At 64.6% G+C, this 26,556-nt stretch carries 27 protein-coding genes and 1 tRNA gene; 18 read left to right on the forward strand and 10 right to left on the reverse strand.

Translation table 11 applies throughout. The features are described from left to right. Nucleotides 1-61 precede the first annotated feature (61 nt). Nucleotides 62-1,168: an acyl-CoA dehydrogenase family protein gene (locus ACFXNW_RS04420; RefSeq protein ID WP_379415795.1), complete on the reverse strand. Its 1,107-nt coding sequence runs from the start codon at nucleotides 1,166-1,168 to the stop codon at nucleotides 62-64. 28 nt (nucleotides 1,169-1,196) lie between these two features. Then, entirely contained in the window at nucleotides 1,197-2,390 is a 1,194-nt protein-coding gene (locus ACFXNW_RS04425) for an acyl-CoA dehydrogenase family protein (RefSeq protein WP_379415797.1), read from the reverse strand. A gap of 179 nt (nucleotides 2,391-2,569) precedes the next feature. Between ACFXNW_RS04425 and ACFXNW_RS04430 the strand changes: the two genes are divergently transcribed. From ACFXNW_RS04430 to ACFXNW_RS04490, 13 genes are all read left to right on the forward strand, one after another. Then, nucleotides 2,570-2,758: a ferredoxin gene (locus tag ACFXNW_RS04430; protein ID WP_163826308.1), complete on the forward strand. Its 189-nt coding sequence runs from the start codon at nucleotides 2,570-2,572 to the stop codon at nucleotides 2,756-2,758. Nucleotides 2,759-2,801: 43 nt separating this feature from the next. Further along, nucleotides 2,802-3,707 carry a 3-oxoacyl-ACP reductase gene (locus tag ACFXNW_RS04435; RefSeq protein WP_379415798.1) on the forward strand — a complete coding sequence of 302 codons (906 nt, stop codon included), beginning with the start codon at nucleotides 2,802-2,804 and terminating at the stop codon, nucleotides 3,705-3,707. A gap of 293 nt (nucleotides 3,708-4,000) precedes the next feature. Further along, the gene (locus tag ACFXNW_RS04440) at nucleotides 4,001-4,765 is read left to right on the forward strand and encodes an MlaE family ABC transporter permease (RefSeq protein ID WP_379415799.1); all 765 of its coding nucleotides are present in this window, start codon (nucleotides 4,001-4,003) and stop codon (nucleotides 4,763-4,765) included. 4 nt (nucleotides 4,766-4,769) lie between these two features. Continuing rightward, a complete protein-coding gene (locus ACFXNW_RS04445; protein ID WP_379415801.1) occupies nucleotides 4,770-5,621 on the forward strand; it encodes an MlaE family ABC transporter permease in 852 nt (283 codons plus the stop codon). Between the two features lie 49 nt (nucleotides 5,622-5,670). Then, nucleotides 5,671-6,876, forward strand: coding sequence for an MCE family protein (locus ACFXNW_RS04450; RefSeq protein ID WP_379415802.1), 1,206 nt, complete (start codon nucleotides 5,671-5,673; stop codon nucleotides 6,874-6,876). Next, nucleotides 6,876-7,904: an MCE family protein gene (locus tag ACFXNW_RS04455; RefSeq protein WP_379415804.1), complete on the forward strand. Its 1,029-nt coding sequence runs from the start codon at nucleotides 6,876-6,878 to the stop codon at nucleotides 7,902-7,904. The genes ACFXNW_RS04450 and ACFXNW_RS04455 overlap by 1 nt, the downstream gene beginning before the upstream one ends. Then, entirely contained in the window at nucleotides 7,901-8,962 is a 1,062-nt protein-coding gene (locus ACFXNW_RS04460; RefSeq protein WP_379415806.1) for an MCE family protein, read from the forward strand. The genes ACFXNW_RS04455 and ACFXNW_RS04460 overlap by 4 nt, the downstream gene beginning before the upstream one ends. After that, a complete protein-coding gene (locus ACFXNW_RS04465) occupies nucleotides 8,959-10,200 on the forward strand; it encodes an MCE family protein (protein ID WP_379415808.1) in 1,242 nt (413 codons plus the stop codon). The genes ACFXNW_RS04460 and ACFXNW_RS04465 overlap by 4 nt, the downstream gene beginning before the upstream one ends. Continuing rightward, nucleotides 10,200-11,414, forward strand: coding sequence for an MCE family protein (locus tag ACFXNW_RS04470; protein WP_379416295.1), 1,215 nt, complete (start codon nucleotides 10,200-10,202; stop codon nucleotides 11,412-11,414). Before ACFXNW_RS04465 ends, ACFXNW_RS04470 begins: the two co-directional genes overlap by 1 nt. After that, on the forward strand, nucleotides 11,411-12,856 hold the full coding sequence (locus tag ACFXNW_RS04475) for an MCE family protein (protein ID WP_379415809.1): 1,446 nt from the start codon (nucleotides 11,411-11,413) through the stop codon (nucleotides 12,854-12,856). The genes ACFXNW_RS04470 and ACFXNW_RS04475 overlap by 4 nt, the downstream gene beginning before the upstream one ends. Beyond that, on the forward strand, nucleotides 12,853-13,665 hold the full coding sequence (locus tag ACFXNW_RS04480; protein WP_379415811.1) for a hypothetical protein: 813 nt from the start codon (nucleotides 12,853-12,855) through the stop codon (nucleotides 13,663-13,665). The genes ACFXNW_RS04475 and ACFXNW_RS04480 overlap by 4 nt, the downstream gene beginning before the upstream one ends. Next, a complete protein-coding gene (locus tag ACFXNW_RS04485) occupies nucleotides 13,662-14,153 on the forward strand; it encodes a h domain protein (RefSeq protein WP_379415812.1) in 492 nt (163 codons plus the stop codon). Before ACFXNW_RS04480 ends, ACFXNW_RS04485 begins: the two co-directional genes overlap by 4 nt. Before the next feature lie 238 nt (nucleotides 14,154-14,391). Next, entirely contained in the window at nucleotides 14,392-15,261 is an 870-nt protein-coding gene (locus tag ACFXNW_RS04490) for a hypothetical protein (protein ID WP_379415814.1), read from the forward strand. A 3-nt stretch (nucleotides 15,262-15,264) separates the two neighbouring features. Here the strand turns inward: ACFXNW_RS04490 and ACFXNW_RS04495 are convergent, their stop codons facing one another. The 4 genes from ACFXNW_RS04495 to ACFXNW_RS04510 form a co-directional block, all read right to left on the reverse strand. After that, nucleotides 15,265-16,707, reverse strand: a complete 1,443-nt coding sequence (locus tag ACFXNW_RS04495; RefSeq protein ID WP_379415815.1) for a sensor histidine kinase — start codon at nucleotides 16,705-16,707, stop codon at nucleotides 15,265-15,267. After that, nucleotides 16,704-17,429: a response regulator transcription factor gene (locus tag ACFXNW_RS04500; RefSeq protein WP_379415816.1), complete on the reverse strand. Its 726-nt coding sequence runs from the start codon at nucleotides 17,427-17,429 to the stop codon at nucleotides 16,704-16,706. Before ACFXNW_RS04500 ends, ACFXNW_RS04495 begins: the two co-directional genes overlap by 4 nt. Nucleotides 17,430-17,499: 70 nt before the next feature. Continuing rightward, entirely contained in the window at nucleotides 17,500-19,128 is a 1,629-nt protein-coding gene (locus tag ACFXNW_RS04505) for a trehalose-6-phosphate synthase (protein ID WP_379415818.1), read from the reverse strand. A 171-nt stretch (nucleotides 19,129-19,299) separates the two neighbouring features. Beyond that, a complete protein-coding gene (locus tag ACFXNW_RS04510) occupies nucleotides 19,300-19,470 on the reverse strand; it encodes a hypothetical protein (protein WP_379415819.1) in 171 nt (56 codons plus the stop codon). A gap of 160 nt (nucleotides 19,471-19,630) precedes the next feature. On the opposite strand from ACFXNW_RS04510, the gene ACFXNW_RS04515 reads away from it, so the two are divergent. The 5 genes from ACFXNW_RS04515 to ACFXNW_RS04535 all read left to right on the forward strand — a co-directional run bounded on the left by ACFXNW_RS04515 (nucleotide 19,631) and on the right by ACFXNW_RS04535 (nucleotide 21,968). Then, entirely contained in the window at nucleotides 19,631-20,464 is an 834-nt protein-coding gene (locus ACFXNW_RS04515; protein ID WP_379416297.1) for an alpha/beta fold hydrolase, read from the forward strand. Nucleotides 20,465-20,616: 152 nt separating this feature from the next. Further along, entirely contained in the window at nucleotides 20,617-20,859 is a 243-nt protein-coding gene (locus tag ACFXNW_RS04520; protein ID WP_011207082.1) for an MbtH family protein, read from the forward strand. A 109-nt stretch (nucleotides 20,860-20,968) separates the two neighbouring features. After that, nucleotides 20,969-21,043, forward strand: a tRNA-Thr gene (locus ACFXNW_RS04525). Nucleotides 21,044-21,352: 309 nt separating this feature from the next. After that, entirely contained in the window at nucleotides 21,353-21,619 is a 267-nt protein-coding gene (locus ACFXNW_RS04530) for a toxin HicA (protein WP_379415821.1), read from the forward strand. A gap of 1 nt (nucleotide 21,620) precedes the next feature. Further along, nucleotides 21,621-21,968, forward strand: a complete 348-nt coding sequence (locus tag ACFXNW_RS04535; protein WP_379415823.1) for a type II toxin-antitoxin system HicB family antitoxin — start codon at nucleotides 21,621-21,623, stop codon at nucleotides 21,966-21,968. A 446-nt stretch (nucleotides 21,969-22,414) separates the two neighbouring features. On the opposite strand, the gene ACFXNW_RS04540 is transcribed toward ACFXNW_RS04535, so the two are convergent. The 4 genes from ACFXNW_RS04540 to ACFXNW_RS04555 all read right to left on the reverse strand — a co-directional run bounded on the left by ACFXNW_RS04540 (nucleotide 22,415) and on the right by ACFXNW_RS04555 (nucleotide 26,545). Then, nucleotides 22,415-23,161, reverse strand: a complete 747-nt coding sequence (locus ACFXNW_RS04540) for a DUF4822 domain-containing protein (protein ID WP_379415824.1) — start codon at nucleotides 23,159-23,161, stop codon at nucleotides 22,415-22,417. Beyond that, nucleotides 23,082-24,710, reverse strand: coding sequence for an alkyl/aryl-sulfatase (locus tag ACFXNW_RS04545; RefSeq protein ID WP_379415826.1), 1,629 nt, complete (start codon nucleotides 24,708-24,710; stop codon nucleotides 23,082-23,084). The genes ACFXNW_RS04540 and ACFXNW_RS04545 overlap by 80 nt, the downstream gene beginning before the upstream one ends. 144 nt (nucleotides 24,711-24,854) lie before the next feature. Then, complete coding sequence (locus ACFXNW_RS04550) at nucleotides 24,855-25,937, reverse strand: class I SAM-dependent methyltransferase (RefSeq protein WP_379415827.1); 1,083 nt, start codon at nucleotides 25,935-25,937, stop codon at nucleotides 24,855-24,857. Nucleotides 25,938-26,119: 182 nt separating this feature from the next. Continuing rightward, nucleotides 26,120-26,545: an HIT family protein gene (locus tag ACFXNW_RS04555; RefSeq protein ID WP_379415829.1), complete on the reverse strand. Its 426-nt coding sequence runs from the start codon at nucleotides 26,543-26,545 to the stop codon at nucleotides 26,120-26,122. Between the last annotated feature and the right edge of the window lie 11 nt (nucleotides 26,546-26,556).

Genomic DNA, 26,556 nt, shown 5'->3' on the forward strand with positions numbered 1-26,556 from the left:
CGATGACAGAACGAAATCGGCCCGCCGGATGTCCGGCGGGCCGATCTCGTTGTCGGACGACTCAGGCCGAGTCGGCCAGGTGCTGCGCGAGGGGGAGTAGGTGGTCGGGGGTGGGGCCCAATGCGAATTCGTTGTGCTTGGCGGCAGTGAAGTAGTTCTGCACGATGTGGTCGCGGTCGATGCCGACGCCGCCGTGGACGTGTACGAGGGTGTGGGCCACGCGGTGGCCTGCTTCGGCGGCCCAGAACTTGGCGGTATGGACCGCCGGTGCCGCGGGCAGGTCTTGCGACAGTTGCCAGGCGGCCTGGGTGACGGTCAGGCGCAGGCCGCCGACATCGATGTAGGCGTCGGCCAGGCGCTGGGCCACGGCCTGGAAACTGCCGATGGCCTTACCGAACTGTTCGCGTTCGCGGGCGTAGTCGGCCACCAGTTCCAGTGCGCGTTCCAGGGTGCCGAGCTGCTGGGCACTCACGCCGAGCCAAGCCCGAAGCAGCAGCCAATCCAGGATCTCGGCGCCGGTGTCCACGGTGCCGAGCAGTTCTGCGGGGGTCTCGGCGAGTTCGACGGCGAATTCCGCGCTGCGGTCGACCACCTGCTGGGCGGTCACCTGCACAGAGGAATGCGACGGGTCGACCAGCAACACCGCGGTCTGCCCGGACACGGTGGCGGGCACCAGGATCCGATGCGCGCGGTCGGCGACCGGGACGGTGGTCTTGAGGCCGGTGACGCGCCAGCCGTCGGCGGTCTCGGTGGCGGTGGTGTCCGGTTTTCCGGTATCCCAATTCCGTTCCTCGGTCAGCGCGGCACTGAGGATCACCTCGCCCACGCCTGCCTGCCGGGCGAGTTCCTGCTGGTCGGGGCTGCCGTAGCGCGCGAGCGCGCCCGCACCGAGCACGATCGAGGACAGATACGGTGCGGCCGCGACGTACCTGCCGAGTTCACGCAGAATCGAGGTCTGCTCCAGCACGCCGAAATCGTTGCCGCCGACTGATTCCGGTAGCGCTGCCGCGAGCACACCGGTCTCGGCCAGTGACTGCCACAGCGGTTCGTCGAAGCGCACCGCGGCGGTATCGAGTTCGCGCAGCCGGTCGTCGGTGACCAGCTTGGCGCATACCTCGCCGGTCAGCCGGGCCAGATCGCCCTGGGCCTCGGTAGGGGTGAAATCCATGGTGAATACCTACTTTCGAAGTCCGGTCTCAGCGGGCGGAGGCGGGCTGCTTCAACGCGGTCATGGCGATGATGTCGCGCTGGACCTCGTTGGTGCCGCCACCGAAGGTGAGGATCAGCGCCGCGCGGTGCATCCGCTCGAGCCGGCCACGCAGCACCGACCCGGGGGAGTCCTGGCGCAGGTAGGCCTGCGGTCCGAGGACCTCCATCAGCAGCCGGTAGGCCTCGGTGGCCAGTTCGGTGCCGTACACCTTGCACGCCGAGGCGTCCCACGGACGCGGTGCGGCGTCACCGCCGGCATCGGCGCGGCTGGCGATCTCCCAGTTCAGCAGCTTCAGGTATTCGACCTTGGCATGGACGCGGGCCAGGTTCAGCCGCACCCATTCCCGATCGATCACCCGCGAACCATCCGAGGAGGTGGTCTCGCGCGCCCACTCGACGGTCTGGCTCAGTGCGAGCGCCAGCGGCGCGGACGAGGTGAGCGCGACGCGCTCGTGGTTGAGCTGGTTGGTGACCAACGGCCAGCCGCCGTTCTCCTTACCGACCAGCGAGGTCGCGGGTACGCGCACGTCCTGGTAGTAGGTGGCGCTGGTATCCGGCCCGGCCATGGTGTGCACCGGGGTGTAGGAAAAGCCTTCGGCGTCGGTCGGCACGATCAGCATGCTGATGCCCTTGTGCTTCTTGGCCGTCGGATCGGTGCGGCAAGCCAGCCAGATGTAGTCGGCGTAGGCGATGAGGCTGGTCCACATCTTCTGGCCGTTGATGACGTAGTCGTCGCCGTCGCGCACCGCGGTCGTGCGCAGCGAGGCCAGGTCGGTGCCCGCACCGGGCTCGGAGTAGCCGATGGCGAAGTGCAGCTCACCGGCGGCGATCTTCGGCAGGAAGAACTTCTTCTGCTCGTCGCTGCCGTAATGCATGATCGTGGGCGCGACGGAGTTGATGGTCAGGAACGGCACCGGCGCGCCCGCGATGGCGGCCTCGTCGGTGAAGATCAGCTGATCCAGCATCGGCCGATCCTGGCCGCCGAACTCTTTGGGCCAGCCGAGGGCCAGCCAGCCGTCGCGACCCATCTCCTGCACGACCTCGCGGTACACGTTGCCCTGCCCGTATTCGCCGGTCTGCGCGCTGAGCGCGACGCGGCGTTCGGGAGTGATCAGCTTGGCGAAGTAGTCGCGCAGCTCCGCTCGTAGCTCTTGCTGCTGCGGCGTGTAGGCGATGCGCATGGGCGTTACCTCGGGCCTTCATTCATCGAAAATGGACACGCGGATAGGAAACCGGCGTTCCGATCATTGCATATCGACTGAAACATGTTCCAGTATTGATAGTGGATCCACTCGATGTCGGCCCGAACGGCCGCATCGGCTTGTTACTCTTCGGCGAGAGCCGCGGTGAAGGAGTTCTGATGAAGGTCAGTGTTGATCTCGACCAGTGTGAAGCGAACGGAATCTGTGTCGGAATCGCCCCCGACGTGTTCGAACTCGACGATGAAGACGTGCTGCACATCGCCGAGGGCGAAGTGCCCGCCGATCGTGTCGCCGAGGTGGAGGACGCGGTCGCGCAGTGCCCGAAAGCGGCGTTGAAATTATTGTGATCGACTCTTGCCGTGAACTGGAACACGTTCTAAAGTCGGCTCGGTGAACGATAACGATGTGAGCCTTGCCGGACGTGTTGCGATCGTGACAGGGGCGGGTGCAGGCCTCGGCCGCGCCGAGGCGCTGGCCCTCGCCGGTGCCGGCGCCTCGGTCGTCGTCAACGACCTGTCCGACTCGGAGGCCGTGGCTCAGACCATGGCCGACATTCGCGCGCTCGGCGCGAAGGCGGAATTCGTCGCGGGCAGTATCGCCGAACGGGCCACCGCCGACGAGCTGATCCGTACCGCCACCGAGGCGTTCGGCGGGCTGGACATCGTGGTCAACAACGCGGGTATCACCCGCGACCGGATGCTGTTCAATATGTCCGACGAAGACTGGGACGCGGTCATCGCGGTACATCTGCGTGGCCACTTCCTGCTGTGCCGCAATGCGGGCGCGTACTGGCGGGCCAAGTCCAAGGAGGCCGGCGGGCCGGTGTACGGCCGCATCGTCAACACCTCCTCCGAGGCCGGCCTGCTCGGGCCGGAGGGGCAGGCGAACTACGGCGCCGCGAAGGCGGGCATCACGGCGTTGACATTGTCCTCGGCGCGCGGCCTGTCCCGCTACGGCGTGCGAGCGAATGCGATCTGCCCGCGGGCCCGCACGGCGATGACCGAGGCGGTGTTCAGCGACGCTCCCGAGGGTGTCGTCGATCCACTCTCGCCCGATCATGTCGCGCGGTTAGTGGCCTATCTGTCCTCCCCGGCGGCTGAATCGGTCAACGGCCAGGTGTTCGTGGTGTACGGCCCGATGGTCGCGCTCATGGCGGCGCCGGTCGTCGAGCAGCGCTTCGACGCACCGGGTGAGCAGTGGTCGGCCGGCGATCTGGCCGCCACGCTGGGCGGGTACTTCGCCGAGCGGCCCGAAGGTCGTACGTTCTCTGCAACAGCACTACACGAACTGGGCTGACCAGCCCGGTTGACCGCAGACCGTCCCATTTGCTTTCTGAACGGCCGTCCAAGAGTTGATCAGTCGTCCAGCAGTTGGTAGACATGAGGATCGTATGTGCCAGGGCTCACAACCGTGATGCTCACCACGTATGAAACAGGTTTCAATCCGAGTCCTCGGATTGAGATGAAATAGCACTTCAAATGGGGCCAAAAGCCCTCGCGGAATTCGGTGAACATGTTCTACTTGTCCGCGGCGGAGTTGCGGCAACGCGCCCGCCGGCTGGATCGGTATTCAGGCAAGGAGGATCGGCGATGAACGAAGTCCTTGCCGTGCCACTAAGGGCTGTCGGCGGGTTCTTCGAACTCACCGCGGACGTGGTGCGCGCGAGTGTGCGCCGGCCGTTCCAGCTGCGTGAATTCATTGACCAGTCGTGGTTCGTCGCCCGCGTATCCATCGTTCCGACGGTGCTGGTCGCCATCCCGTTCACGGTGCTGGTGAGCTTTACGCTCAACATTCTGCTGCGCGAGATCGGCGCCGCCGACCTCTCCGGCGCAGGTGCCGCATTCGGCTCGGTCACGCAGGTCGGGCCCATGGTCACCGTGCTCATCGTGGCCGGAGCCGGCGCCACCGCTATCTGCGCGGACCTCGGCGCTCGCACGATCCGCGAGGAGATAGACGCGATGCGGGTCCTTGGAATCGACCCCATCCATCGACTGGTCGTGCCGCGTGTGCTCGCATCGATGTTCGTCGCGGCCCTGCTGAACGGCCTGGTAAGCACGATCGGAATTCTCGGCGGCTTCCTTTTCTCGGTGTTCCTGCAGGACGTCAATCCGGGTGCGTTCGTCAACGGCATCACGTTGCTGACACATTTCCCGGAACTGGTCATATCCGAGGTGAAGGCGACCCTGTTCGGCCTGGCCGCCGGCCTGGTCGCGTGCTATCTGGGGCTGAACGTCAAGGGAGGGCCCAAGAGTGTCGGAGACGCCGTCAATCAGACTGTTGTCTTCTCGTTCATCGTGCTGTTCGTGTTGAACGTCGTCGTGACCGCCGTTGGCCTCAAGTTCGCGATGCGGTGAGAATATGGCATTCGTAATCGCATCCCGCTTCCCGCGGATGACCAATCGTGCCCGCCGGGCCGTTGCAGCGTTCGATTCCATCGGCAACCATGCGGTCTTCTACCTGCGATCGGTGGCGTCGGTACCTCGCGCACTGATGCACTACCGCACCGAAACCATCCGGCTCATCGCCGAAATATCCATGGGGACCGGAGCTCTGGCGGTCATCGGCGGCACCGTCGCGATCGTCGGGTTCCTGACCTTCGGTGCGGGTAGCGTCATCGCCATCCAGGGCTACAGCTCGCTGGGCAATATCGGCGTCGAAGCTCTTACCGGCTTCTTTGCCGCATTTATCAACGTCCGAATCGCGGCCCCGGTGATTTCGGGTATCGGGCTGGCGGCGACGCTTGGAGCCGGTACGACCGCGCAGCTCGGCGCCATGCGGGTATCGGAGGAAATCGACGCGTTGGAGGTCATGGCGATCCGTCCGGTGCCATTCCTCGTCGGTACTCGCATCCTCGCGGGCATGATCGCCATCGTTCCGCTGTATTCACTCGCGGTCGTCGCTTCGTTCCTGGCGAGTCGTTTTTCGACAGTGGTCGTCTACGGACAGTCGGCGGGCGTATACGACCACTACTTCGAAACGTTCCTGATTCCCAGTGACATCCTCTGGTCGTTCGCGCAGGCGATCTTCATGGCCGTAGCGGTCATGGCGATACACACCTACTACGGGTTCCACGCCGCCGGCGGACCGGTCGGCGTCGGCGTCGCGGTCGGCAATGCGGTGCGGGCCTCGCTGGTCGCGGTGGTCATGGTGACGTTGTTGACGTCGCTGGCGATATATGGCACCTCCGGCAACTTCCATCTCTCCGGGTAGGGCATCGAAAATGGCGGGTACGCACGATCGAAATGCGGCCGGGGGCCCCATGGGCGCCGGCCCGGTTTCGAAAGAACGACGGAAAGACACTCTGGAGAAGCCGTGGGTCATCCGGCTCGCCGGTATCGGTATGGTGCTGGGCCTGGTGGCTGTGGTTGTCGTCTGTCTGGTCATGTTCATGGGCGGTTTCGAGAACACCGTCAGGGTCTCGGTCGACACCGCTCGCGCGGGGCTGGTGCTCGATCCCGATGCCAAGGTCCGAATTCGCGGTATCCAGATCGGCACGGTAGCCGGAATCGAGAACACCGCCGACGGTGCACGGCTGGAGTTGGCGATCGATCCCGACCAACTGGAGTTGGTGCCGTCGGATGCTGTCGTTGATATTCGCTCCACCACGGTGTTCGGCGCGAAGTATGTCAACTTCGTCGCGCCGCCGGATGCTTCGACAGAGCCGATGCAGCCGGGTGCGGTTGTGCAGGCGACCCAGGTGACCGTCGAATTCAACACGCTGTTCCAGCATCTCAATGACGTCCTCGGCAAAATCGATCCGACCAAGCTCAATGCCACATTGACCGCGATCGGCTCAGCCCTCGACGGCCGTGGAGACACACTGGGGCAGCTACTCGTCGACAGCGAGGCATACCTGCGTGATATCAACCCGATCTTGCCCGCGCTCCAGGCGGACCTGCAGAAGACGGCCGCAGTGAGTGGGCTGTACGCCGACACCGTCCCGAACCTGTTGCGTACCACCGATAATGCCGTGGTCACCAGTGCGACGATCGTGGACAGCGAACAGAACATCGACGCGCTGCTGGCCAACCTCATCGGACTCGCGAACACCGCGACCCCGCTGTTGAACGACACCGAGGGCCCGATCGTCGAAGCGCTCAGGCTCCTGGAACCCACCACGGGACTGCTCAATGAGTATCGTTCGGGGCTGTACTGCACCATCGTCGGCCTCGGCTCGAACATGCATATCGTCAATGACATCTTCGGCGGTCGCTATCCGGCCGTCACGATGAACGCAGGTGTCATGCCCGGCGGCGAACCGTACAAATACCCGGAGGACCTGCCGAAGGTGAACGCGACCGGGGGCCCGCACTGTGAAGGAATCTTGGATCGTGTACCCGGTGTCAACGCCAATTACCTGGTCACGGACACCTCTCAGGGTCACGTCTGGCAGCCGGCGACGCAGCCACACGTGAACGCCACTGTCTTCGAGTTGCTGTTCGCCGGAATGCCGGGGGTGAAGTGATGAGGTTCAAACCACGGGCTGTCACAGTCAAGCTCGGGTTGTTCACCTTGGTGATGGTGCTGATCCTCGGCATGCTCGGGGTGGTCTTCAGCCAGATGCGATTCTCCAGGGAGAACGGGTACCACGCGGTGTTCACCAGTTCCTCCGGCATCCTTCCGGGGTCGCAGGTTCGCATCGCGGGCGTTCCGGTCGGCTCGGTGAGCGAGGTCTCGGTCGGCGACGACAATCTGGCGCACGTCGAATTCGATGTCGATCGCAAATACCGGCTGTATGAGAGCACCGAGGCCACCGTCCGATACGAAAATCTCGTCGGTGACCGTTATCTCGAACTGCTCGAGGGCCCCGGTAGCGCGGAGGTGCTCGCCGCCGGCGGCACCATCCCCTTGGAACAGACCAAGCCCGCACTGGATCTGGATCTATTGCTCGGTGGCTTCAAACCGCTGCTGCGTGGCTTGAATCCGGCGCAGGTCAACGACCTCACCGGGGCGTTGCTGAAGATCTTCCAGGGTCAGGGCGGCACATTGGTCTCGCTGCTGAACAGTTCGGGCTCGTTCACCCAGACGCTCGCCGATCGTGATGCCCTGATCGGCAGCGTGATCGAGAACTTGAAGACCGTGCTGTCCACCATCGACGAACGCGACGAGCAATTCGCCACCACCCTCGACGAGCTGCAGCGTTTGATCAGTGGGCTGTCCGCGGACAAGGATCCGATCGGTGACGCCATTCCGAGGCTCGCCGGAGCCACCGGCGATCTCACCGAACTTCTGCAAACGGCGCGACCAGATCTGAAGAACACTATTTCCGAGCTGGGCCGGGTCTCGCAGAACCTGGACGACAACTCCGGTGAGCTGCAGTGGATTTTCGAGAACCTGCCGGAAACCTACAAGAAGCTGGTCCGGATCGGCTCGTATGGTTCATTCCTGAACATCTACGTATGTGCCGCGGACATCATGGTCGACGGGCCTGACGGCAAACCAATGCTCCTCAAGCCGCCAGGAACCCAGACGACTGGAAGGTGCGCCAAGTGAACGGGCGACGCTCACCGCTGATCAATTACGGCATCGTGGGGATCGTGCTTGCGGTCGCCATCGCGCTGTCCACACTGCAGTTCGACCGCTTGCCCTTCGTGCGCTCGGGCGCGACGTACACCGCCTATTTCGCTGATGCCGGTGGTCTGGTGACCGGTGATCAGGTGCAGGTCGCGGGTGTGCGCTCCGGCCAAGTCGAGGAGATCAGCCTCGATGGCGACAAAGTGCTCGTCCGTTTCTCGATGAGCGAATCGATTCCGTTGGGCGACAAGACCTCCGCCGCCATCGAAACCAACACCCTGCTGGGCCGAAAGGCGCTCGCGGTGACGCCGACCGGCGACGGAAGATTACGCGCGAGCGATCCGATCCCCCTGGAGCGCACCCGTTCGCCGTATTCACTCAACGACGCGCTCGGTGACCTCGCGACCACCGTCCAGGGTTTGGATATGGAGCAGGTGAACGCGACGCTGGACACACTGTCGACGGCTTTCGCCGACACACCGGCCCCGCTGCGGGCTGCGCTCGACGGCGTCACCGCGCTGTCGCGCAGCATCAATACCCGCGATCAGGCACTGGTCGATCTGCTCGGTAAGGCGCAGAACGTGACCAAGGTGCTCTCCGACCGTGCCAACCAGATCAGCGCGCTGGTGGTGGATGGCAACGCACTGCTCGGCGAGCTGGATGCCCGCCGCGGCGCTCTCAGCCAGCTCATCGTGTACATCGACGGGCTCGCCAAGCAGCTGACCGGCGTCGTCAATGACAATGAGGCCCAGCTCAAACCCACACTGGACACGCTGAATTCGGTGCTGACGCTGCTGCAGGACAACCGGCAGAACCTCTCCGATGCGATCGACGCCCTCGGTCCGTATGCGGGCGCGCTCGGCGAGCAGGTCGGCAGCGGCCCGTACTTCCAGGCGTACATCTCGAACTTCACCAGCAAGGGATTGCAATTGCTGATCGATGCGATGGTGTGGCCGCAGCATCTGCCCGAGAGCCTCAAGTCCTTCCTCGATCCGCTTCCGTCTATCGAGCCGGGGATTGTGGAGCCGCCGCGATGAACGCACTTCGAAAAGTCACTGGATTGCCTCGTTGGACGCGAACCGTCGCGCTGGCCGCGGTACTCGCGATCGTGCTCGGCGTCGGCTGGTTCCTGTTCGACAACGTCGGCAAAACACAGATCACCGCGCAGTTCCCGTCGACCAGCGGCTTGTACGCCGGTGACGATGTGCGGGTGCTCGGCGTCAAGGTCGGACGGATCGACTCGGTGGAACCCGGTAAGGATCACGTCACCGTAAAGATGACAGTCGATCGTGGGATCGATCTGCCGGCCGACGCGGCAGCGGTGATCATTTCGCCGTCTCTGGTGACCGCGCGCTTCGTTCAGCTGGCGCCCGCGTACACCGGAGGGCCGAAGCTTTCGGATGGCGGAACCATTCCGATCGAGCGGACCGCAGTTCCGGTCGAATGGGATGAGATCAAGACGGAGTTGTCCAACCTGGCGACAGCGCTCGGCCCCGTCGGTGAGGACGAGCAAGGGTCGTTCGGGCGGTTTGTGGATACCGCCGCCGAAAACCTCGACGGCAACGGCGAGGCTTTCCGCAACACCCTGCGCGAGCTGTCCGGCGCGATCAGCACGCTGTCGGACGGCCGGACCGACCTGTTCTCGACCATCCGCAATCTGCAGACGTTCGTGGACGTGTTGTCCAAGAGCAACGATCAGATCGTGCAGTTCGGCGACCGGTTGGCCTCGGTGTCATCGGTACTGGCCGGGGTTTCGGAGGAGTTGGGTGCCGGTCTCGACAGTCTGGATATCGCGGTTCAGGACGTCCAGCGGTTCATCGAATCACGCGGTGGTGCGCTCACCGAGAGCGTGGAACGGTTGAGCGATGTCACCCAGTTGCTGGTGGATAAGCGTCCGGAGCTGGAAGGACTGTTGCACCAGGCGCCGACCGCGCTGGTGAACTTCTATCAGCTGTACAAGCCCGCCCAGGGCTCGCTGACCGGCTTCCCGGTGTTGACCAATATGGCTGATCCGGTCAGCTTCATCTGCGGCTCCATCCGAGGGGCGGCGACCAATGATTCGGATAAGAGCGCGGATCTGTGCGCACAGATGCTTGGACCCACATTGCAGAAGCTGGCAATGAATTATCCGCCGTTGATGCTCAACCCGGTGACCACTGCCGGTGCGTTCCCCGAGCAGTTGGTGTACAGCACGCCGGAGCTCGCGGCCCGTGCAGGAACTCAGGTGAGTGTTCCGAAGTCGCTGGCCGACATGGTCGTCCCAGGGGGCAAATGATGTTGTCGACAGGACGTAAGCGTATCGGCGGCGTGATGGTCGCTGCCTGCGTCGCGATCGGGGTGAGCGGCTGCGAATGGAGCGGCTTGAACTCATTGCCGATGCCCGGCGCCGTCGGCACCGGAGCGGATTCGTGGCAGGTCGATATTCAGATGCCGAATGTGACCACGCTGACTCGCAATTCGCCGGTCCGTGTCAACGATGTGATCGTGGGGACGGTGACCGATATCGAGGTGGAGGACTGGCACGCGCTGGTCACGGTGAGCCTGGAAAAGGATGTGCAGCTGCCGTCCAACGCGACTGCCAAGATCGGGCAAACCAGTCTGCTCGGGAGCAACCACATCGAATTGGCCGCGCCAACCGATGTTCAGGGGCAGGGCAAGCTGCGCGATGGTGACACCATTCCGCTCGAGCGAGCGGGTGCCTTCCCGACCACCGAGGAGACGCTGTCCGCGCTGTCGGTGGTGCTCAACGGTGGTGGTCTCAGCCAGATCGAGAACATCACCACCGAGCTCAACAAGGCTCTGGTGGGTCGCACCGATGAGATCCGCGATCTGCTGCCGCAACTGAATCAGCTCATCGGCACGCTCGACACCCAAACCGGCGACATCATCGCGGCCATGAGTGAACTGGACCGGTTCTCCGGAATCCTCGCCGGGCAGAAGGACATGCTCGCTTCGGCGATCGAGAACATTCATCCGGCGCTGACCGTGCTCGCCGACCGGCGAGAGAGCATCACCGGGACGCTCACTGCGCTCGGTGGCCTCAGCGATGTGGTGAGCCGCATCGTGCAAAACGGCGGCGACAATCTGACGGCCAACCTGGCAAACCTGTGGCCGACGCTGCAGGAACTGGCGAACACCGGACAGAATCTCAGCACATCGCTGAGTATGCTGCTCACCTTCCCGTTTCCGATGCACGCCCTCGATGGTGCGGTCCGAGGCGACTACCTCAATGTGAAGGTCATCTACGACCTGACATCGGAGCGGTTGTCCAAGAACTTCCTCACGGGTACGGCGGTCGGGCCGCGCTACACCGGTGTCGAGGGGGCGCTCGGCCAAGTGGGCGGGACCGACGGAGCGCCGGTCGATCCGAGAACCGCGCCACTGCAGCCGAGGCCGCAAGGGCCGCCGCCCAGTATCCCGGGGCTGCCACCGATTCCAGGGCTTCCTGCTATTCCCGGTATCACTGTGCCGCAGGGGAGTGGACGATGAAACTCACGCGATTCGTCAAGGTCCAGCTCGCCATCTTCTCCGTGCTGACGATTATCGGCCTCGGAGTGATGGGCGGGGCATATGTGAAGTTGCCTGCCATGGTCGGGATAGGCCGCTATGACGTGACGGTCGAGCTGGCCGCGACGGGCGGGCTGTACGAGACTGCCAACGTCGCTTATCGCGGTACCAATATCGGCAAGGTGACCGCTGTCCGGCTCACCCCTGATGGGGTAGCAGCCGAGCTGTCGATCGACAGTGACTACAAGATCCCCGCCGATGTAGAAGCGTGGGTGCGTAGCGTTTCCGCGGTCGGCGAGCAGTATGTGGACCTCGTTCCCGGCGAGGACACCGACGGTGCCAATCTGTATGACGGATCTGTCATTCCGGTCGAGAGCACGAAACTGCCGCAGGATGTCGGCGCCATGCTCGACCAGGCCGACCGACTCCTGGAGAGTGTGGCCGATACCGAGTTGCGACTGGTCATCGACGAGGCCTTCAAGGCGTTCGATGGCGCGGGGCCGGACCTGCAGCGGTTCATCGACTCGGCTTCCCTGTTGGTCCAAGAGGCGAAGAACAACGCGGAGCCCACCAAGGATCTGATCGCGAAGATCGGGCCATTGCTGGATACCCAGATCGAGTCCGATGCGGCTATCCGTACGTGGACACGGGATTTGGCCACATTGACCGATCAGCTGCGCGAACATGACCCATCGCTGCGTAACGTCATCGACAAGACTCCCGCCGCTGCCGCTCGTGCCTCCGACCTCTTGAGCGATGTCACCCCGACGTTGCCTTTGCTCGCCCGGAATCTCGTGAGCGTCGGACAGGTCGCCTACACCTACAACGCAGGTCTCGAACAGCTTTTGGTGATTTTTCCGCCCTTGATCGCGGGTCTGTTGACGGCAGCGACCGGTGGCCCGCTCGAGTACGGCGTTATCGTGGATTTCATGGTCGGACTCAACGGCCCGATCGGGTGCACCACGGGTTTCCTTCCGCCTGATCAGCGTCGGTCCGCTGCCGAACTCGACGCACCGGACACCCCGGCGAATCTGTATTGCAAGGGCCCGCAGAATGCGCCCTATGCGGTGCGTGGCATTCGCAACATGCCCTGCATGGAGGTCCCGGGCAAACGAGCCCCATCGCCCGAGCTGTGCCGCGATCCCGAGGGGTACGTGCCGCTCGGCGACAACCCGCCGTTCGGCCCGCCGAACCCGGTCACCCCGTCGGGCGAGCCCGCCGCCGGTGACGGCAACGGTGTCGCCCCGGCCAGCGCCCCTGGCGGAACCCGCCCGGCCTCGGTGGAGACCCGGACGTACGATCCGAAGACGGGTACGTACGTCGGTTCGGATGGTCGTACGTATCGGCCGGCACATATCGGCTCGGACGGTTCCGGGGTTGTCCCGGCGAGCTTGACAGCGATGTTCCAGGAGCAGATGCAATGAGTGACAGCAACGGAGTGCGCAACCGCGCCCGACGGCGCGCGGTGCGCTCGGAAGGTCCGCCACCGGACGAGGTCGGCGTTGACGTGCGGGTAGACCACACCACTGCGCCGCCCACGCAGCAGCAGCCAGCGGAGGAGAAGGCGCCGACCGCGGAGCCCGAGGAATCGCCCCGCGACCCGGCTGTTGACGAGAAGACCGTCGATCCGGCCGGCGATGAGAAGACTGTCGCCGAATCGGCGGAGACCAGCACCGATCCTGCTGCGGATGCGAACACCGAAGCTGGTGCGCAGACGCAGGTGAAAACATCCGATTCGGCGGAGGCGGGGGCACTCTGGCAGCGGGTTGTGGCGGTGGCGGCCGTTGTGCTGGCCGTCGCCCTGCTGGCAGGCGGTGCGTACATCATGAATCTGCGCGGCGATATCGCTGATCAGCAGACACGGCGCGCCGACTATGTCCAGACGGCGAAACAGGCCCTGCTGAACATCACGAGTATCAGTGCCGAGACCGCCGAGGCCGATATCAACAGAGTGTTGGAGGTCTCCGCGGGTGATCTCGCCACCGAGTACGAACAGCGCAAAACCGACTATGCCGGGATTGTGAAGAAGGCAGAGGTCCGGGCCAAGGGCAAGGTGATCGACGCTGCCATCGAGAGCTCTGACGATCACTCGGCCATCGTGCTCGTTGCCGTCGAGCAGACGCTGACCAACGGCGCTAAGGAAGGCCAACAGCAGCGTCAGTACCGCTTCCGTGTGACGGTCTCCGAAACCGACAAGGGGCTGGCAGCGACACGAATGGAGATGGTCGTATGACAGCGAAATTGCGCGATCGGTTGTTTGTGGTGGGGGCAGGTGTCCTGCTCGTCGCCAGCCTGGCCATCGGTTCCTGGATGGGCTACGGGTATTGGCAGGACCGCCAGGCCGAACAGGCCCGCGAAGACTCGGTAGCCGTGGCTCGCCGAGCAGTCGAAGGGATGTTCGGCTACAACTTCAAAACGATCGATGCCGACATGGCCAAGGTCACCGAGGACATGTCCGATGACTTCAAACAAGACTGGGACAAGGTGACCGAGACCGTCCTCGTGCCCGGCGCGAAGGAACAGGAACTCGTCGTCAAGGCCACCATCGTCGGCTCCGGCGTGATCAAGACCGAGGCGGACGAGGCCGAGGTCATGATCTTCATCAACCAGCAGACGACCGGCAAGGACCCTGCCTCGGGTACATACGACGCCAGCCGATTGCGGGTGAAACTGGAGCGCCCGGACGATCGCTGGCTGGTTTCCGACGTCGATCCGATCTGATCCGCTCGCCCTGATCGTTCGTTGATCGAGTCGGTGGGCGCTGTCGACAAACGTCGTCGCAGGTCCGTAGTTCCCATTCGTGCGGTCGCGGATCGACCGTAATCGTTGGCATACGTGGCCGGCCGGCGACCTTGGTCGTCGCGGCGTAGTTCGGCGTTTTGCCGGCGCGTCCGTCCAGTGTCGCGCCCGAGCACGGCGTGTCGAACACGCATTCGATTGTGCGATGTAACTTGCGTGCATGGTGTCCTCAAAGCACGAGGCGATGCATCGGCTCTTTCGACACGACCCGGGCGCTTTCGCCAGCGCGTTCCGCGCCATCGGCCTAACGTTCCCCGACCCGATCGCCGTCGAGCAGGTTTGCGTCGACCTCACCGAGACCGCGCCACTCGAGCGGCGAGCCGATAGCATCCTGCGCATCACTACAGCCACCGACAAGTTTCTGGTAATCGTCGAGGCGCAAGGCAAGGTCGATTCGTCCAGACCGGGAGCGTGGACCTACTACCTGGCATTCGTACAGGAGAAGCACCGGGTCCCGGCGATATTGGTCGTTCTCTGTAGTGATCGAAACACTGCCGCGTGGGCCGACGCGGGTTTTACGATCGGGCACCACCTCGCCCCGAACCTGACGCTGAAACCACTCGTCTTAGGGCCCGCCAACGTCCCCGCCGTCTCGGATCCCGACATCGCGGCTGCCAACCTGCCACTGACAGCTTTGTCTGCGATTACCCACGCCACCGAGCCTGATATCGGTGCAATACTGGACGCAGCCGCCGCCGCGGTGCGGGAGCACGGCGACCAAGACGACGTTCAACTGTTCATCGAACTGATCGACCGCGGTCTGACCAACACACCTGCCGCCGGACAATGGAGGAAACTGATGGCGATCGAACTGTCGTTTTTCCGAGGCGACACTGCACAGCAGCTGCGGGACGAGGGGCGCGAAGAAGGCCTTGCCACAAGCGTGCTGCGGGTGTTGCGGCGTCGTGGTGTCGTCCTCAGCACCGCCCAAGAGCTGTCGATCTCGTCGTGCCACGACCTTGCCCGGCTCGGTGAGTGGCTCGAACGCGCAGCAGTTGCCGACTCTGCTGAGGACGTGTTCGGACGCTGAGTCTCAGCCTGCTGTCTTTTCGCGGGGCAATCTGACCGCGAAGGTGGTTCCTTTGCCGACGGTACTGCGCACGTCGACGCTGCCGCCGTGCGCACCGACCAGCGCCTGCACTATCGACAGCCCCAGCCCCGTCCCTCCGCTGTCGCGGCTACGTGAGGTATCGGTGCGGTAGAAGCGTTCGAAGATCCGGGCAGCCTCCTCGGCAGGCAGACCTGGGCCGGTATCGGTGACCTCGAGCAGGACCTCGTCGTCCATCGGAGTGAGTGCAACGGTGATCGCCGCATCGGGTGGGGTGTGCACGAGTGCGTTGTTCAGCAGGTTGGCCAGCACCTGACGCAGCCGGGCGTCGTCGCCGGGAACCTCGTAGGTGCCGGTTCCCGGCCGCGCCTCGAGATCGATACGGCGTGGCGGCGACTCCGGATGACGTCCCGCGGCCACGGCTCGTGCGCTGTGCACGGCGTCGCTGGCCAGGGCGAGCAGATCGACCGGCTCTCGTTCGAGTGGGCGCTGGGCGTCGAGGCGGGCCAGCATGAGCAGGTCGCCGACGAGCACGCTCATCCGGTTGGCTTCGCTTTCGATGCGCTCCATGAACAGGCCCGCGTCAGTGGCGGCGCCCTGCCGGTAGAGCTCGGCGAATCCACGGATGGTGGTGAGCGGGGTGCGCAGTTCATGGCTTGCGTCGGCGACGAAGCGTCGCATATTGGCTTCCGAGCGCCGGGCCGCCTCCTCGGAGGCTTCGGTCGCGGCGAAGCCGGTCTGGATCTGGGTGAGCATCGCGTTGAGCGAGGTGGCCAGGCTGTCGACCTCGGTGTTGGTGCCGCGCACCGGGACTCGCCGATGCAGGTCGCCCGCCGCGATTTCGGCGGCGATCTCCTCGACCTCGATCAGCCGCCGCAGACTGCGCCGGATCACGAAGTACCCGGCCACCGCCAGCGCCGCCAATACCAGCGCACCGATCACCAGTTCCAGCACGATGAGCCGGTCGATGATGGCCTCGGTCTCGTCCATCCGCAGCGCGACCAAGCTGGTGCCCTGCGGTCGCTCGGTGTAGAGCACCCGCCAGTTCGACGAGCCGCCGTCGACGGAACCGGTGGTGAATGGCTGGGAGCCGGGGTCGGCGGGCACATCGGGCGCACCGGCGTCGTTGTCGTTGATGTGTACTACCCGCCCGGACGAATCCGACAGGCGTGCGTAGAAGAGCCTCGGCGGCTGCTCGATATCGGTCGGATCCGGGGGCCGCGGCAGGAACGGCCTGCTGGGGTTGGCCCAGGTGTGGGTGGCCTCGTAGAGCTGCCGGTCCAGGCGGTCGACCAGGACGGTGCGTAGCGAGGAGGTCACCGCGACACCCGAAGCCAGCAGTCCCGCCGCCGCGAGCACCACAAGCGCGAGCACCAGGGTCACTCGCAGGGGAATCGCCGCCGCCTTGGCCGCTATCCGATCCTTCACCGCCGCCCGCTATCCGGTTCGCGCAGTACATAACCCACCCCACGCAACGTATGAATCAGCCGCTGCTCGCCGGTGTCGACCTTCTTGCGCAGATACGAGACGTAGGTTTCCACCACACCGACCTCGCCACCGAAGTCGTAGCGCCACACATGATCCAGGATCCGCGGCTTGCTGAGCACCGTCCCCGCGTTCACCAGGAAATACCGCAGCAGCGTGAATTCGGTGGGCGACAACGACACCGGCTCGCCGGCCTTCCACACCTCATGGGTGTCGTCGTCGAGTTCGATATCGGCGAAGCGCAGCCGGGTCCGTTCGGGCGCCGGTGCCGCCTGGCCCGCGCGGCGCAGGACCACCCGCAGCCGCGCCACCACCTCTTCGAGGCTGAACGGTTTGGTGATGTAGTCGTCGGCGCCGAGAGTCAGGCCGGTTACCTTGTCGTGCACGTCGTCGCGGGCGGTGAGGAACAGCACCGGCGCGTCGAAACCGTCGGCGCGCAGGCGGCGCAGCAGGCCGAACCCGTCCATGCCCGGCATCATCACGTCGACGATGAGCGCCTGCGGCCGGAAGGAGCGCGCAAGGTCCAGCGCCTGCGCGCCGTCGGCGGCGGTGGCGACCTCGAAGCCCTGGAAGCGCAGACTGACGGCGAGCAGTTCGACGATCATCGGCTCGTCGTCGACCACCAGCACCCGCGCCTCGGGTGCCTGTTGCGGCGTAGCGGTCATCGGTCCATCGTCGCCCCCGCCGCTGGGTTTCGGCTGCGGACTCGCTGTGTGGTTGCTGTGAACGCCCGGGTCAGCGGTGAGGTTCGGAGTACATGTCGTCGTCGGAGAGCAGGGCGCTGCCCGCGACCTGGTCGTGCGCCAGGGCGTCGAGGAACGCACGCGCCCAACGGTCCACATCGTGGGTGAGGACTTGCCTGCGCAGCGCCCGCATCCGGCGCCGCTTGGTATCGCGGTCATCGGTCAGCGCCGAGGCGATCGCGTCCTTCACCGAATCCAGGTCATGCGGATTGCACAGGTAGGACTGCCGCAATTCCGCTGCCGCGCCGGTGAATTCGCTCAACACCAGCGAACCGTTCAAGCCGCTGTGACAGGCGACGTATTCCTTGGCCACCAGGTTCATACCGTCGCGCAGCGGCGTCACCAGCATGGCGTCGGCGGCCACGAAGAATGCGATGAGTTCCTCGCGCGGGATGGGCCGGTGCAGATAGTGCACCACCGGGGAACCGACCATGGCGAACTCGCCGTTGATCCGGCCGACCTGACGTTCGATATCGCCGCGCATCTTGATGTAGCTCTGCACCCGCTCCCGGCTCGGGGTGGCCAGCTGCACCATCACCGTGTCTGCCGGATCGATCCGGCCCTCCATCAGTAGCTCCTCCAGCGCGTTGAGCCGGATATCGATGCCCTTGGTGTAGTCGAGCCGGTCCACGCCGAGCAGGATGTTCTTCGGGTTGCCCAGCTCCGAGCGAATCTTGGCGGCGCGTTCGCGCACCGAACGGCGACGCGAATGCTCGTCGAGTTCGGCGGAGGAGATCGAGATCGGGAAGGCGCCCACGCGCACATTCCGGAATCCCACCTGCACCACACCCAGCTTCGACCGGACACCGACGGTGCCGCGCGAGGTGGGCTGACCGGCCAGCCTGCGGGCCAAGTACAAGAAGTTCTGCGCACCGCCGGGCAGATGGAAACCGATCAGATCGGCGCCGAGCAGGCCCTCGATGATCTCGGTGCGCCACGGCATCTGCATGAACAGTTCCACCGGCGGGAACGGGATGTGCAGGAAGAAACCGATCGTCAGATCGGGGCGCAGCATACGAAGCATCTTCGGCACCAGCTGCAGCTGATAATCCTGCACCCAGACCGTGGCACCCTCGGCGGCGACCTTCGCGGTGGCCTCGGCGAAACGCCGGTTCACCTGAACGTAGGCGGCCCACCATTTGCGGTCGTAGACCGGCCGCACGATGACGTCGTGGTAGAGCGGCCACAGGGTGCCGTTGGAGAAGCCCTCGTAGTAGTCCTCGACCTCCTGTGCCGTCAGCGGCACCGGATGCAGTTCGAGACCGTCCTCGATGATCGGATCGACATCGGCATCCGGGACACCGGCCCAGCCGACCCACGCGCCCTTGTTGCTGCGCAGGACCGGTTCCAGCGCGGTGACCAGCCCACCGGGGCTGCGCTTCCAGCGCGTGCTGCCGTCAGGGAGCTTTTCCAGATCGACCGGGAGCCGGTTGGCGACCACGACGAAACCGGAGTTGCCGCCGCCCGAGCCGATCGGCTGTGCCTCGACCGGTTCGGGTTCGGCCACCCCGGTGTCGATCGGACCGGAGCCGTTGGGCGCGGAAACGAGCGACCCGGATGGATCCGATTCGGCGTAGTCGGAGTCGTTGTCGTCGGACGGCTGGTCGGTCATCTGGTCCACTCACGCATCCTTGTCTGAGGGCCGGCGTTCACGGCTGCCCGATATTCCTCGGCTGCCGCCTTCGGGCCGTCGCTCACGCCGCGCTGCGCTTCGCTGTTCCCGGTTCAGTTGTGGATGGATCGCCGGACGTCGCCGTTGGCGGCCGTCGATCCGGATAAGGCGTTCAGGCTCCTATTCGCCCCGCATGCCCTGGCCGATGCCGAGCATCGACAGCAGCATCCGGCATTCGTCGGCGTCCGCTGCGTAGGCGGCGACGACGCGCTGGGCCTGACGGGCGGTTTCGTCGGCCAGCGGCTCCAGGTCCTCGTCGGCGATTCCGTTCGCGCTGCTCTTCGCGGCCATCTTCAGTCCTCCCAGCAAATTGCGCTCGTACGTGCGAATAGTCAATGGTATCTGGCGCGCGGTCCGGGCATGCCCAGTGCCGGAGCCCACCCGGTGTACCGGTGCTCGCGGTACCGATACCGTGGGCAGCGCAGTACCAACCTTACGAAAGGGTATGCGGATGCCGCTGGCCACGGTGAACGGAATTTCACTCAACTACCAGGTCAAGGGCGACCGAGCCAAGGGCACGGACACGAAGGGCGCCGGTCCGCTTGTCGTCATGATCATGGGCACCGGCAGCCCCGGACGGGTCTGGGAGCTGCACCAGGTGCCCGCTCTCGTCGCCGCGGGCTATCGGGTGTGCACCTTCGACAACCGCGGTATCGCGCCGACCTACGAGGCCGTCGACGGCATGACCATCGACCAACTGGTCGCCGACACCGCGGGCCTGATCGAACTGCTCGACGAGGGCCCGGCCTTGGTCGTCGGCACCTCGATGGGCGCGCGCGTCGCCCAGGAGCTGTCGCTGGCCCGCCCCGAGCTGGTGCGCAAGGCGGTGTTCCTCGCCGGACACGGGCGCCTGGACCAGTTCCAGAAGACGCTGTCGCTGGGTGAACACGATCTGGACGCGAGTGCCGTCTCGCTGCCGCCCAAGTACGAGGCGGCGGTGACCGCGGTGATGAACCTGTCGCCCGCCACCATGGCCGACCCCAACGCCGCCAGGGACTGGCTGGATCTGTTCGAGTTCACCGGCGGCCCGGTCACCCCGGGTATCCGCGCTCAGCGACGAATGGATCACGATTTCGATCGGGTGCAGGCGTACCGGGCCATCACAGTGCCCTGCCTTGCGGTCGGGTTCGCCGATGACCGGATGATCCCGCCGTACCTGTCGCGTGAGGTCGCCGATGCCATCCCCGGCGCCCGCTACCAGGAAATTCCCGACGCCGGGCACTATGGTTACCTGGAGCGGCCGGAAGCGGTGAACAAGATCCTGCTGGATTTCTTCGCCGCCTGATCGTGGGGCCCGAGGTAACCGCCCGGCCGTAACGTCTCCCTTGCTAGGGTCGACACAACGCTCGGGGTTTCCGACGCCCGCGGTTCGCGTAACCCGGCGGCGGTCGACCCAGCAGCGATCCCGTACACAGCGCCAGTATCCAGTGAGGTGAAATGAGCACCAATCCCTTCGACGACGAAGACGGCCGCTTCTTCGTTCTGGTCAACGACGAGGAACAGCACTCCCTGTGGCCGGCCTTCGCTGAGGTCCCGGCCGGTTGGCGAGTGGTGTTCGGCGAAGACAGCCGTGCCGCGTGCGTCGAGTACGTCGAGAAGAACTGGACCGATATGCGTCCCAAGAGCCTGCGCGACGCCATGGCCGCCGACGATGCGGCCCGTCAGGGCGCCCAGTCCTGACCACGGCCGATACTGCGCCGGGACATCCTCGACTGGACTGCGTACCGCATGGCACCGTAAACCCGGTGTCACGCGGTACGCACGCCCGGTTATGATGACTCCGCTTTCCGCCTCCTTAGCTCAGTGGTAGAGCACCGCTCTTGTAAAGCGAAGGTCGTCAGTTCAATCCTGACAGGGGGCTCCAACAGCGAGGCCCTTACCTGAGGCGTTATCCAGGTAAGGGCCTATTCGTGTCTGGGCCTTCGTGTCGCCGACTGCTGTAGCGGTACCGATCAGTCACCCGGATACGCACCGTGATGACCGATCCGAGGGATGCACGGGATACGCGACAGCGCGCTCGGCGCTGACCATCTGTTGACAGTCGCGATAGCCCGAGCGATCGCCGAGATGGTGCAGACCTCCCCAGTTATCAGCGGATATGACCCAGTATCGATTAGGAGATGTGACCCGGATCACTCTTTAAAGATGATATCACGGGCGATACTATAGATGCGTGTCGAAGGTGGAGAAGCTGCTCGCCAAGATAGCGGAATCGCCGAAGAACATCCGGTATGAAGAGCTCTACTCGGTCTGCCAGGAGCACTTCGGAATCCCCCGCCAAACAGGAAGCAGCCACGCCGTTTTCAGCACACCATGGCCAGGAGATCCCCGCGTCAACATCCAGGAAGGCGACGGAGGGAAAGCCAAGGCCTACCAGGTCAGGCAAGTCCTGGCCGCGATCGACAAGCTTCGTCAGATGGAACCGGAGGAGGGTGCCTGACATGTCTGATCTCTACAACCTGCCAGACGCCGCGCACTACGCCTATCGAGTCCTCTGGTCCCCAGAGGACGATGAGTTCGTGGCACTGTGCACTGAGTTTCCATCGCTCTCTTGGCTGGCTCCAACCCAGGAGGCGGCACTAGAGGGGCTTCGGGAACTGGTAGCCGACACGATCAAGGACATGGCCGTCAACGGCGAGGCCGTCCCTCAACCGCTCTCCGAAAGGAGCTACAGCGGAAGGTTCCTCGTGCGCACATCGTCTGAACTTCATGCTCGTCTGTCACGAGAAGCCGCCGAACAAAATGTCTCGCTGAACCAGCTTCTAAACCAGCGACTGGCACGCGGCTAGCTGCCGGTCGGTCGGCGAGGCTGCCGAAGACCAGGTTTGAACCCAAATCGTGCACTTTGCAGGGGGGATCTGCTGCTGACGACCTGCCGCGCGATCAGGATCGCAGCACGCGAGGCGGTCGCAGAGCCGTTGTTCCTCGACCCACCTCACCCGAGGTGGGTCGAGTTATATCCGAGACCTGCAACGCCTCGAGCCGACGACCGCGGAGGAATCCGAATTATCCTACGGCGCAACAGGCATCGCGCGCTCCGAACGAATTCACCTGTCGAAGTCGATGGTCCTTCCCGCGGGGGCGGTGCGCAGACGGTTATGCCCACCCACACCCGCGTATGCGCGGCATGCTGCTGCGTTATCGACCATCTTGAAAAGACCGGCCCGCGCCGCATGGGGCGCGGGCCGGTCTGCGCCCTGGCCCATCAGCGCGTAGTTCCCGGGGATTGATGCCCCTACGAGTTCGGCTCCGGGTGATCGGTCGGAGTATGAATGATGTCGAAGTACACCGCCTTGTCCTCGGCATCGGGGTACACGCGGTAGGTGAATTCCGTGTCGGTCAAGGTGACGATCTCGACGTCGCGGCGGAATTGTTCTTCTCCCGCCTCATTTTTGGCGACGAGGGTCCGTGTCTTACCGTCCGGTGAGACCGACCAGTCGCCCTGCATCTTCGGTGAATCGTCGAGGTTGTACATGGTGAAGGTGCCATCCGGCTTGAAATAGGCGAAGCCGACGTAATTGCTGACGTTGGGGTCGGTCAGCGGCACTATCGCACCACTGGCGTCTGTCGCGGAGGTGGTTTCCCACGGCGTGGAGGCCAGCACGGCAGCCGGTGAACCAGGCGTCACCGCCATGGTGGTCGTGGTGGTAGCCGCGTCGGTCGTTGTCGTCGCAGCGGAGGTTGTCGTCGCCGCCGAGCTGTCGTCAGAGCTGTCATCGGCACAGGCGCCGATCAGACCGACCGCCGCGATAGCCAGAAAAACAGGGGCAACCTTTATCATCGGTACCTTCTCACGTGTCAGCGGAGCTATCACACGAACCTGGCAGAAGTCACGGTAATCCCAACGACATGGTTTGTGGGGTGTGTTGCTTTCATGCTCGGCGAATCGCAGGGCCCTTTTGTTATGGAGTGACCATCGGAAAGGCAGGATCGAAATCGTCGAGCAGGTCGGCGAAGGTGCTGAGCACGGTGTCGTCGCCATCGAGGGTGATCTTGCCCCCGCCGGCCAGTGTCGCCCCGGCCTCGGGCTTCAACAGCGTCGCCACCAGGAACGGTTTGGCGCCCGATATCGCCAACTGGGCGTCGTCGACCTTGCCGCGGCGGGCATTGAGGACGCCGCGCCGGATCCACATCGTCCACTGTTCACCGGCGTCGGTGAAATCCAGGTTGATGCGTAGATCGATGTCGGCGGCATCGATCGCGCGCTGCCCCTCGGCGAGAATCTTGTCGGCGCCGGCGAACTCGACGAAACGCTTGGCGGCCTCGACCGGCGGATGCGGATGCAAGGACACCGGATCGCCGTCCCACATCCCGAGTTCCTTGGTGTACACCGCGCGCACGTCGTGATGCACGGTGCCGTGGTAGCCGCGGTTGGCCCAGTTGCGGCCGAGTTCGTCGGGCAGCTCGATCTCCTCGGCCGCCTCGAGCGGTGTGTATCCCTTGTTGGCCAGCCGCAGCGCCTGGTCGTGGATGTATTTGTAGGTATCGCGCTGTGATTCCAGGAACGCGGTGATCTGGTCGTTCCCCCAGACCGGCCAGGTGTGCGGCCCATAATGCACTTCGGCGTCGGCACCCCAGCGTTCCAGGGTCTCGTCGAGGTATCTGGCGAAATTGCGAGCGTCACGGGTGCGTGCGCCGCGCAGTGTCTGGATGTTGTGCAGCGAGTGATTCGCGTTCTCCGCGCAGGTCAGCGCCTTGAACTGGGGAATCCAGATGTGCATTTCCTCCGGCGCCTCGGTGTCGGGGGCGTAGAGGAACTCGAACTCGATGCCCGCGATCTCGCGGCGAGTACCGGTCTCGGTGATGAGATCGGTCGGCGACATGTAGGACACCGACGGGCCGCGAGTCGCCTGGAGCCCGATACCGCAGGTCAGGAATCCCTGCGGGCCCGGCGGCAGCATCGAGCCGAACGCATAGAAGCTACGGCGCGCCATAGCGTTTCCGGCCACCACATTTTCACCGATGGCGAATTTGTCGAACTGTAGTCCAGGCGCGATGATCGGCACCTTGCCCGATGCCACGTCCTCGGCCGACACCACACCCTTCACGCCGCCGTAGTGGTCGATATGGGTGTGGGTGTAGATCACCGCCCGCACCGGTTTATCGGTGACGTGCTCCCGGATCAGCTCCATACCCTGCCGAGCCGACTCGACACCCGCCATGCAGTCGATGACGACGATGCCGTCCTCGCCCTCGATCACGGTCATATTGGCGATATCGTTGTTGCGCGCCTGGTAGACGCCCTTCGTCACCTCGAACAACCCGCCGACGCTCACCAGCTGCGACTGGCGCCACAGACTCGGATTCACCGAATCCGGCACCGGCGGGTCTCCGGCGAGATAGTCGAACTGGGTGGGGTCGAACACCACCTTCGAGCTGTCGGCATCGGAATACACCGGCCCGGGTAGCGGCGCGATCAGACCACGGCGTGCGTCCGTGAAGTCGGCTCGATCGTCCATATCGTAGAGCTGGGTCGCCGCTCGGTTGATCTCCGTCGTGGCGGCACTTGGCGGTTTCGGGTGCTGGCACATCGCGGGCTCCTGTCGAGACGATGTCGTCGCGCTCGAGCCTCGCCCGTCGACCATGAACCGGCATCACCCTTACCGGATGAACTTCCACTCGCGCGGCGACGAGCACGACAGGCCGCCGTGCTCGTCACGCGTGCTGCGGAACGCTCACCCCTTCTTGGCCACGTAGTAGCTGTTCAGCGGGTCCGCATCCTCATGGTGGATCTTGACATCGGTGAAGCCGGCGTCGGCCAACATCGACAGTGCCGTCTGCTCGCCCCAGACCGTGCCGAGGCCGTCGCCGTCGAGGCCGAGCGAGACGGTCATGCAGTGCATGGTCGAGACGGTGTACAGGAAGGGGCCGAAGGGCAGGTCCGAATTGTCCTCGAGGTGGCTCGAGGCCTGGATGTCGACCATGAGGAAGACGCCGTCATCTCGAAGCGCCGCCGCGATATTCCCCAGCACGGTGGCCGGATGGGCCTGGTCGTGGATGGCGTCGAAGACGGCGATCGCGTCGTATGCGTCGGTGACGCCGAGGTCGGTCACATCGCGCACCACGAAGGTCGCGTTGGTCAAGCCCAGTTGCGTGGCCTCCGCTCGTGCCGCGTCGATCGCTTCGACCGAGAAGTCGTATCCGGTGAATCGACTCGCCGGGAAGGCCTTCGCCAGCAGGTTGATCGCGTGCCCGCGACCGCAGCCGATATCGGCGACATCGATACCGTCACGCAGCCGCACATCCAGACCCGGCACCATCGGCAGGATGGAGTCGATCAGCGCGGCGTCGAGCGTGCCCGCACTGAACTCGGCCATGAACTGGTGGAACCGGGGATAGTTGTCGTAGGAAAGCCCGCCGCCGACCCGGAAGCATTCGGCGATAGCGGGTTCGACCTCACCGAGCATCGAGACGACCTGCATGAAACGCGCGAGATTGTTCGGCCCCGCCGCACGGGTCAGCGCTGCGGCATGTGCGGCAGGCAGCTGGTAAGTCTGTGCGGCCGCGTCGAATTCGACGATCCCCGACACGGTCATCGCGCCGAGCCATTCCCGCACGTACCGCTCGTTCAGTCCGGTGGTGGCGGCGAGATCGGCACATGTCACCGGGTTCGGCAGCATGGCCATGGCGTCGAACAGCCCGGTCTGATGCCCGATGCTTGTCATCATCGCGGTACACGCGTCGTTGAGGACGCCCACCATCTTGGCGGCGAATTCTTCGACGGTGGTCTCGGTGGGTGCCGGATGGACAGTAGTCATGATGCGCTCCTCTTCGACTCGCCGCAGAATCCGCGGCCGGAATGCCGTCGCCATCGAGTGCGGCAGCGAGAGGAATTACGGGGAACGCGTGCGCATCGGTTCATCGCCGAGCGGAGTCGGTCCGTGCATCGGGTGGGGAGCAGCGGTGTGGGGAGCGAACGAGGCTCCCCACATCGAACCCCTCAGTCCGGGACGTTGGCGCTGTGGCCGAGGTCGCGCAGGGCCTGCTTGATTTTGGCCTGGGCTTCGTCGAGGGACTCGGGGGACGGGTTGGGGTCGGCGCCGGAGATGTCGAAGTTGCCCATGGTGAAGGCAGGGAAGACGTGCACGTGCAGGTGCGGGACCTCGAGGCCTGCGATCAGCAGACCGGCGCGGGGAGCGTCCCACGCGGCGCGCACGGCCTGGCCGATCGTCTGGGCGACGCCGGTGAGCCGGGCGAAGGTCTCGGGGTCGAGGTCCTGCCACTGGTCGATTTCCTTGCGCGGAACCACAAGGGTGTGGCCCTGGGTGACCGGCGCGATGGTGAGGAAACCGACGAATTCGTCGTCCTCCCATACGAATCGACCGGGGAGCTGACCAGCGATGATCGCACTGAAAACAGAAGCCATGATCGCAGGTT

Origin of the sequence: Nocardia sp. NPDC059180, from assembly GCF_042754945.1 — a bacterium.
Classification (GTDB): domain Bacteria; phylum Actinomycetota; class Actinomycetes; order Mycobacteriales; family Mycobacteriaceae; genus Nocardia.

Bases quoted from the DNA above. Each gene is read 5' to 3' on its own strand.
- ACFXNW_RS04420 (WP_379415795.1), bottom strand. From the start codon at position 1,168: ATGGATTTCACCCCTACCGAGGCCCAGGGCGATCTGGCCCGGCTGACC.
- ACFXNW_RS04425 (WP_379415797.1), bottom strand. From the start codon at position 2,390: ATGCGCATCGCCTACACGCCGCAGCAGCAAGAGCTACGAGCGGAGCTG.
- ACFXNW_RS04430 (WP_163826308.1), top strand. From the start codon at position 2,570: ATGAAGGTCAGTGTTGATCTCGACCAGTGTGAAGCGAACGGAATCTGT.
- ACFXNW_RS04440 (WP_379415799.1), top strand. From the start codon at position 4,001: ATGAACGAAGTCCTTGCCGTGCCACTAAGGGCTGTCGGCGGGTTCTTC.
- ACFXNW_RS04445 (WP_379415801.1), top strand. From the start codon at position 4,770: ATGGCATTCGTAATCGCATCCCGCTTCCCGCGGATGACCAATCGTGCC.
- ACFXNW_RS04450 (WP_379415802.1), top strand. From the start codon at position 5,671: ATGGGCGCCGGCCCGGTTTCGAAAGAACGACGGAAAGACACTCTGGAG.
- ACFXNW_RS04455 (WP_379415804.1), top strand. From the start codon at position 6,876: ATGAGGTTCAAACCACGGGCTGTCACAGTCAAGCTCGGGTTGTTCACC.
- ACFXNW_RS04465 (WP_379415808.1), top strand. From the start codon at position 8,959: ATGAACGCACTTCGAAAAGTCACTGGATTGCCTCGTTGGACGCGAACC.
- ACFXNW_RS04470 (WP_379416295.1), top strand. From the start codon at position 10,200: ATGTTGTCGACAGGACGTAAGCGTATCGGCGGCGTGATGGTCGCTGCC.
- ACFXNW_RS04475 (WP_379415809.1), top strand. From the start codon at position 11,411: ATGAAACTCACGCGATTCGTCAAGGTCCAGCTCGCCATCTTCTCCGTG.
- ACFXNW_RS04480 (WP_379415811.1), top strand. From the start codon at position 12,853: ATGAGTGACAGCAACGGAGTGCGCAACCGCGCCCGACGGCGCGCGGTG.
- ACFXNW_RS04485 (WP_379415812.1), top strand. From the start codon at position 13,662: ATGACAGCGAAATTGCGCGATCGGTTGTTTGTGGTGGGGGCAGGTGTC.
- ACFXNW_RS04490 (WP_379415814.1), top strand. From the start codon at position 14,392: ATGGTGTCCTCAAAGCACGAGGCGATGCATCGGCTCTTTCGACACGAC.
- ACFXNW_RS04500 (WP_379415816.1), bottom strand. From the start codon at position 17,429: ATGACCGCTACGCCGCAACAGGCACCCGAGGCGCGGGTGCTGGTGGTC.
- ACFXNW_RS04510 (WP_379415819.1), bottom strand. From the start codon at position 19,470: ATGGCCGCGAAGAGCAGCGCGAACGGAATCGCCGACGAGGACCTGGAG.
- ACFXNW_RS04515 (WP_379416297.1), top strand. From the start codon at position 19,631: ATGCCGCTGGCCACGGTGAACGGAATTTCACTCAACTACCAGGTCAAG.
- ACFXNW_RS04520 (WP_011207082.1), top strand. From the start codon at position 20,617: ATGAGCACCAATCCCTTCGACGACGAAGACGGCCGCTTCTTCGTTCTG.
- ACFXNW_RS04535 (WP_379415823.1), top strand. From the start codon at position 21,621: ATGTCTGATCTCTACAACCTGCCAGACGCCGCGCACTACGCCTATCGA.
- ACFXNW_RS04540 (WP_379415824.1), bottom strand. From the start codon at position 23,161: ATGGCGACGACACCGTGCTCAGCACCTTCGCCGACCTGCTCGACGATT.
- ACFXNW_RS04545 (WP_379415826.1), bottom strand. From the start codon at position 24,710: ATGTGCCAGCACCCGAAACCGCCAAGTGCCGCCACGACGGAGATCAAC.
- ACFXNW_RS04550 (WP_379415827.1), bottom strand. From the start codon at position 25,937: ATGACTACTGTCCATCCGGCACCCACCGAGACCACCGTCGAAGAATTC.
- ACFXNW_RS04555 (WP_379415829.1), bottom strand. From the start codon at position 26,545: ATGGCTTCTGTTTTCAGTGCGATCATCGCTGGTCAGCTCCCCGGTCGA.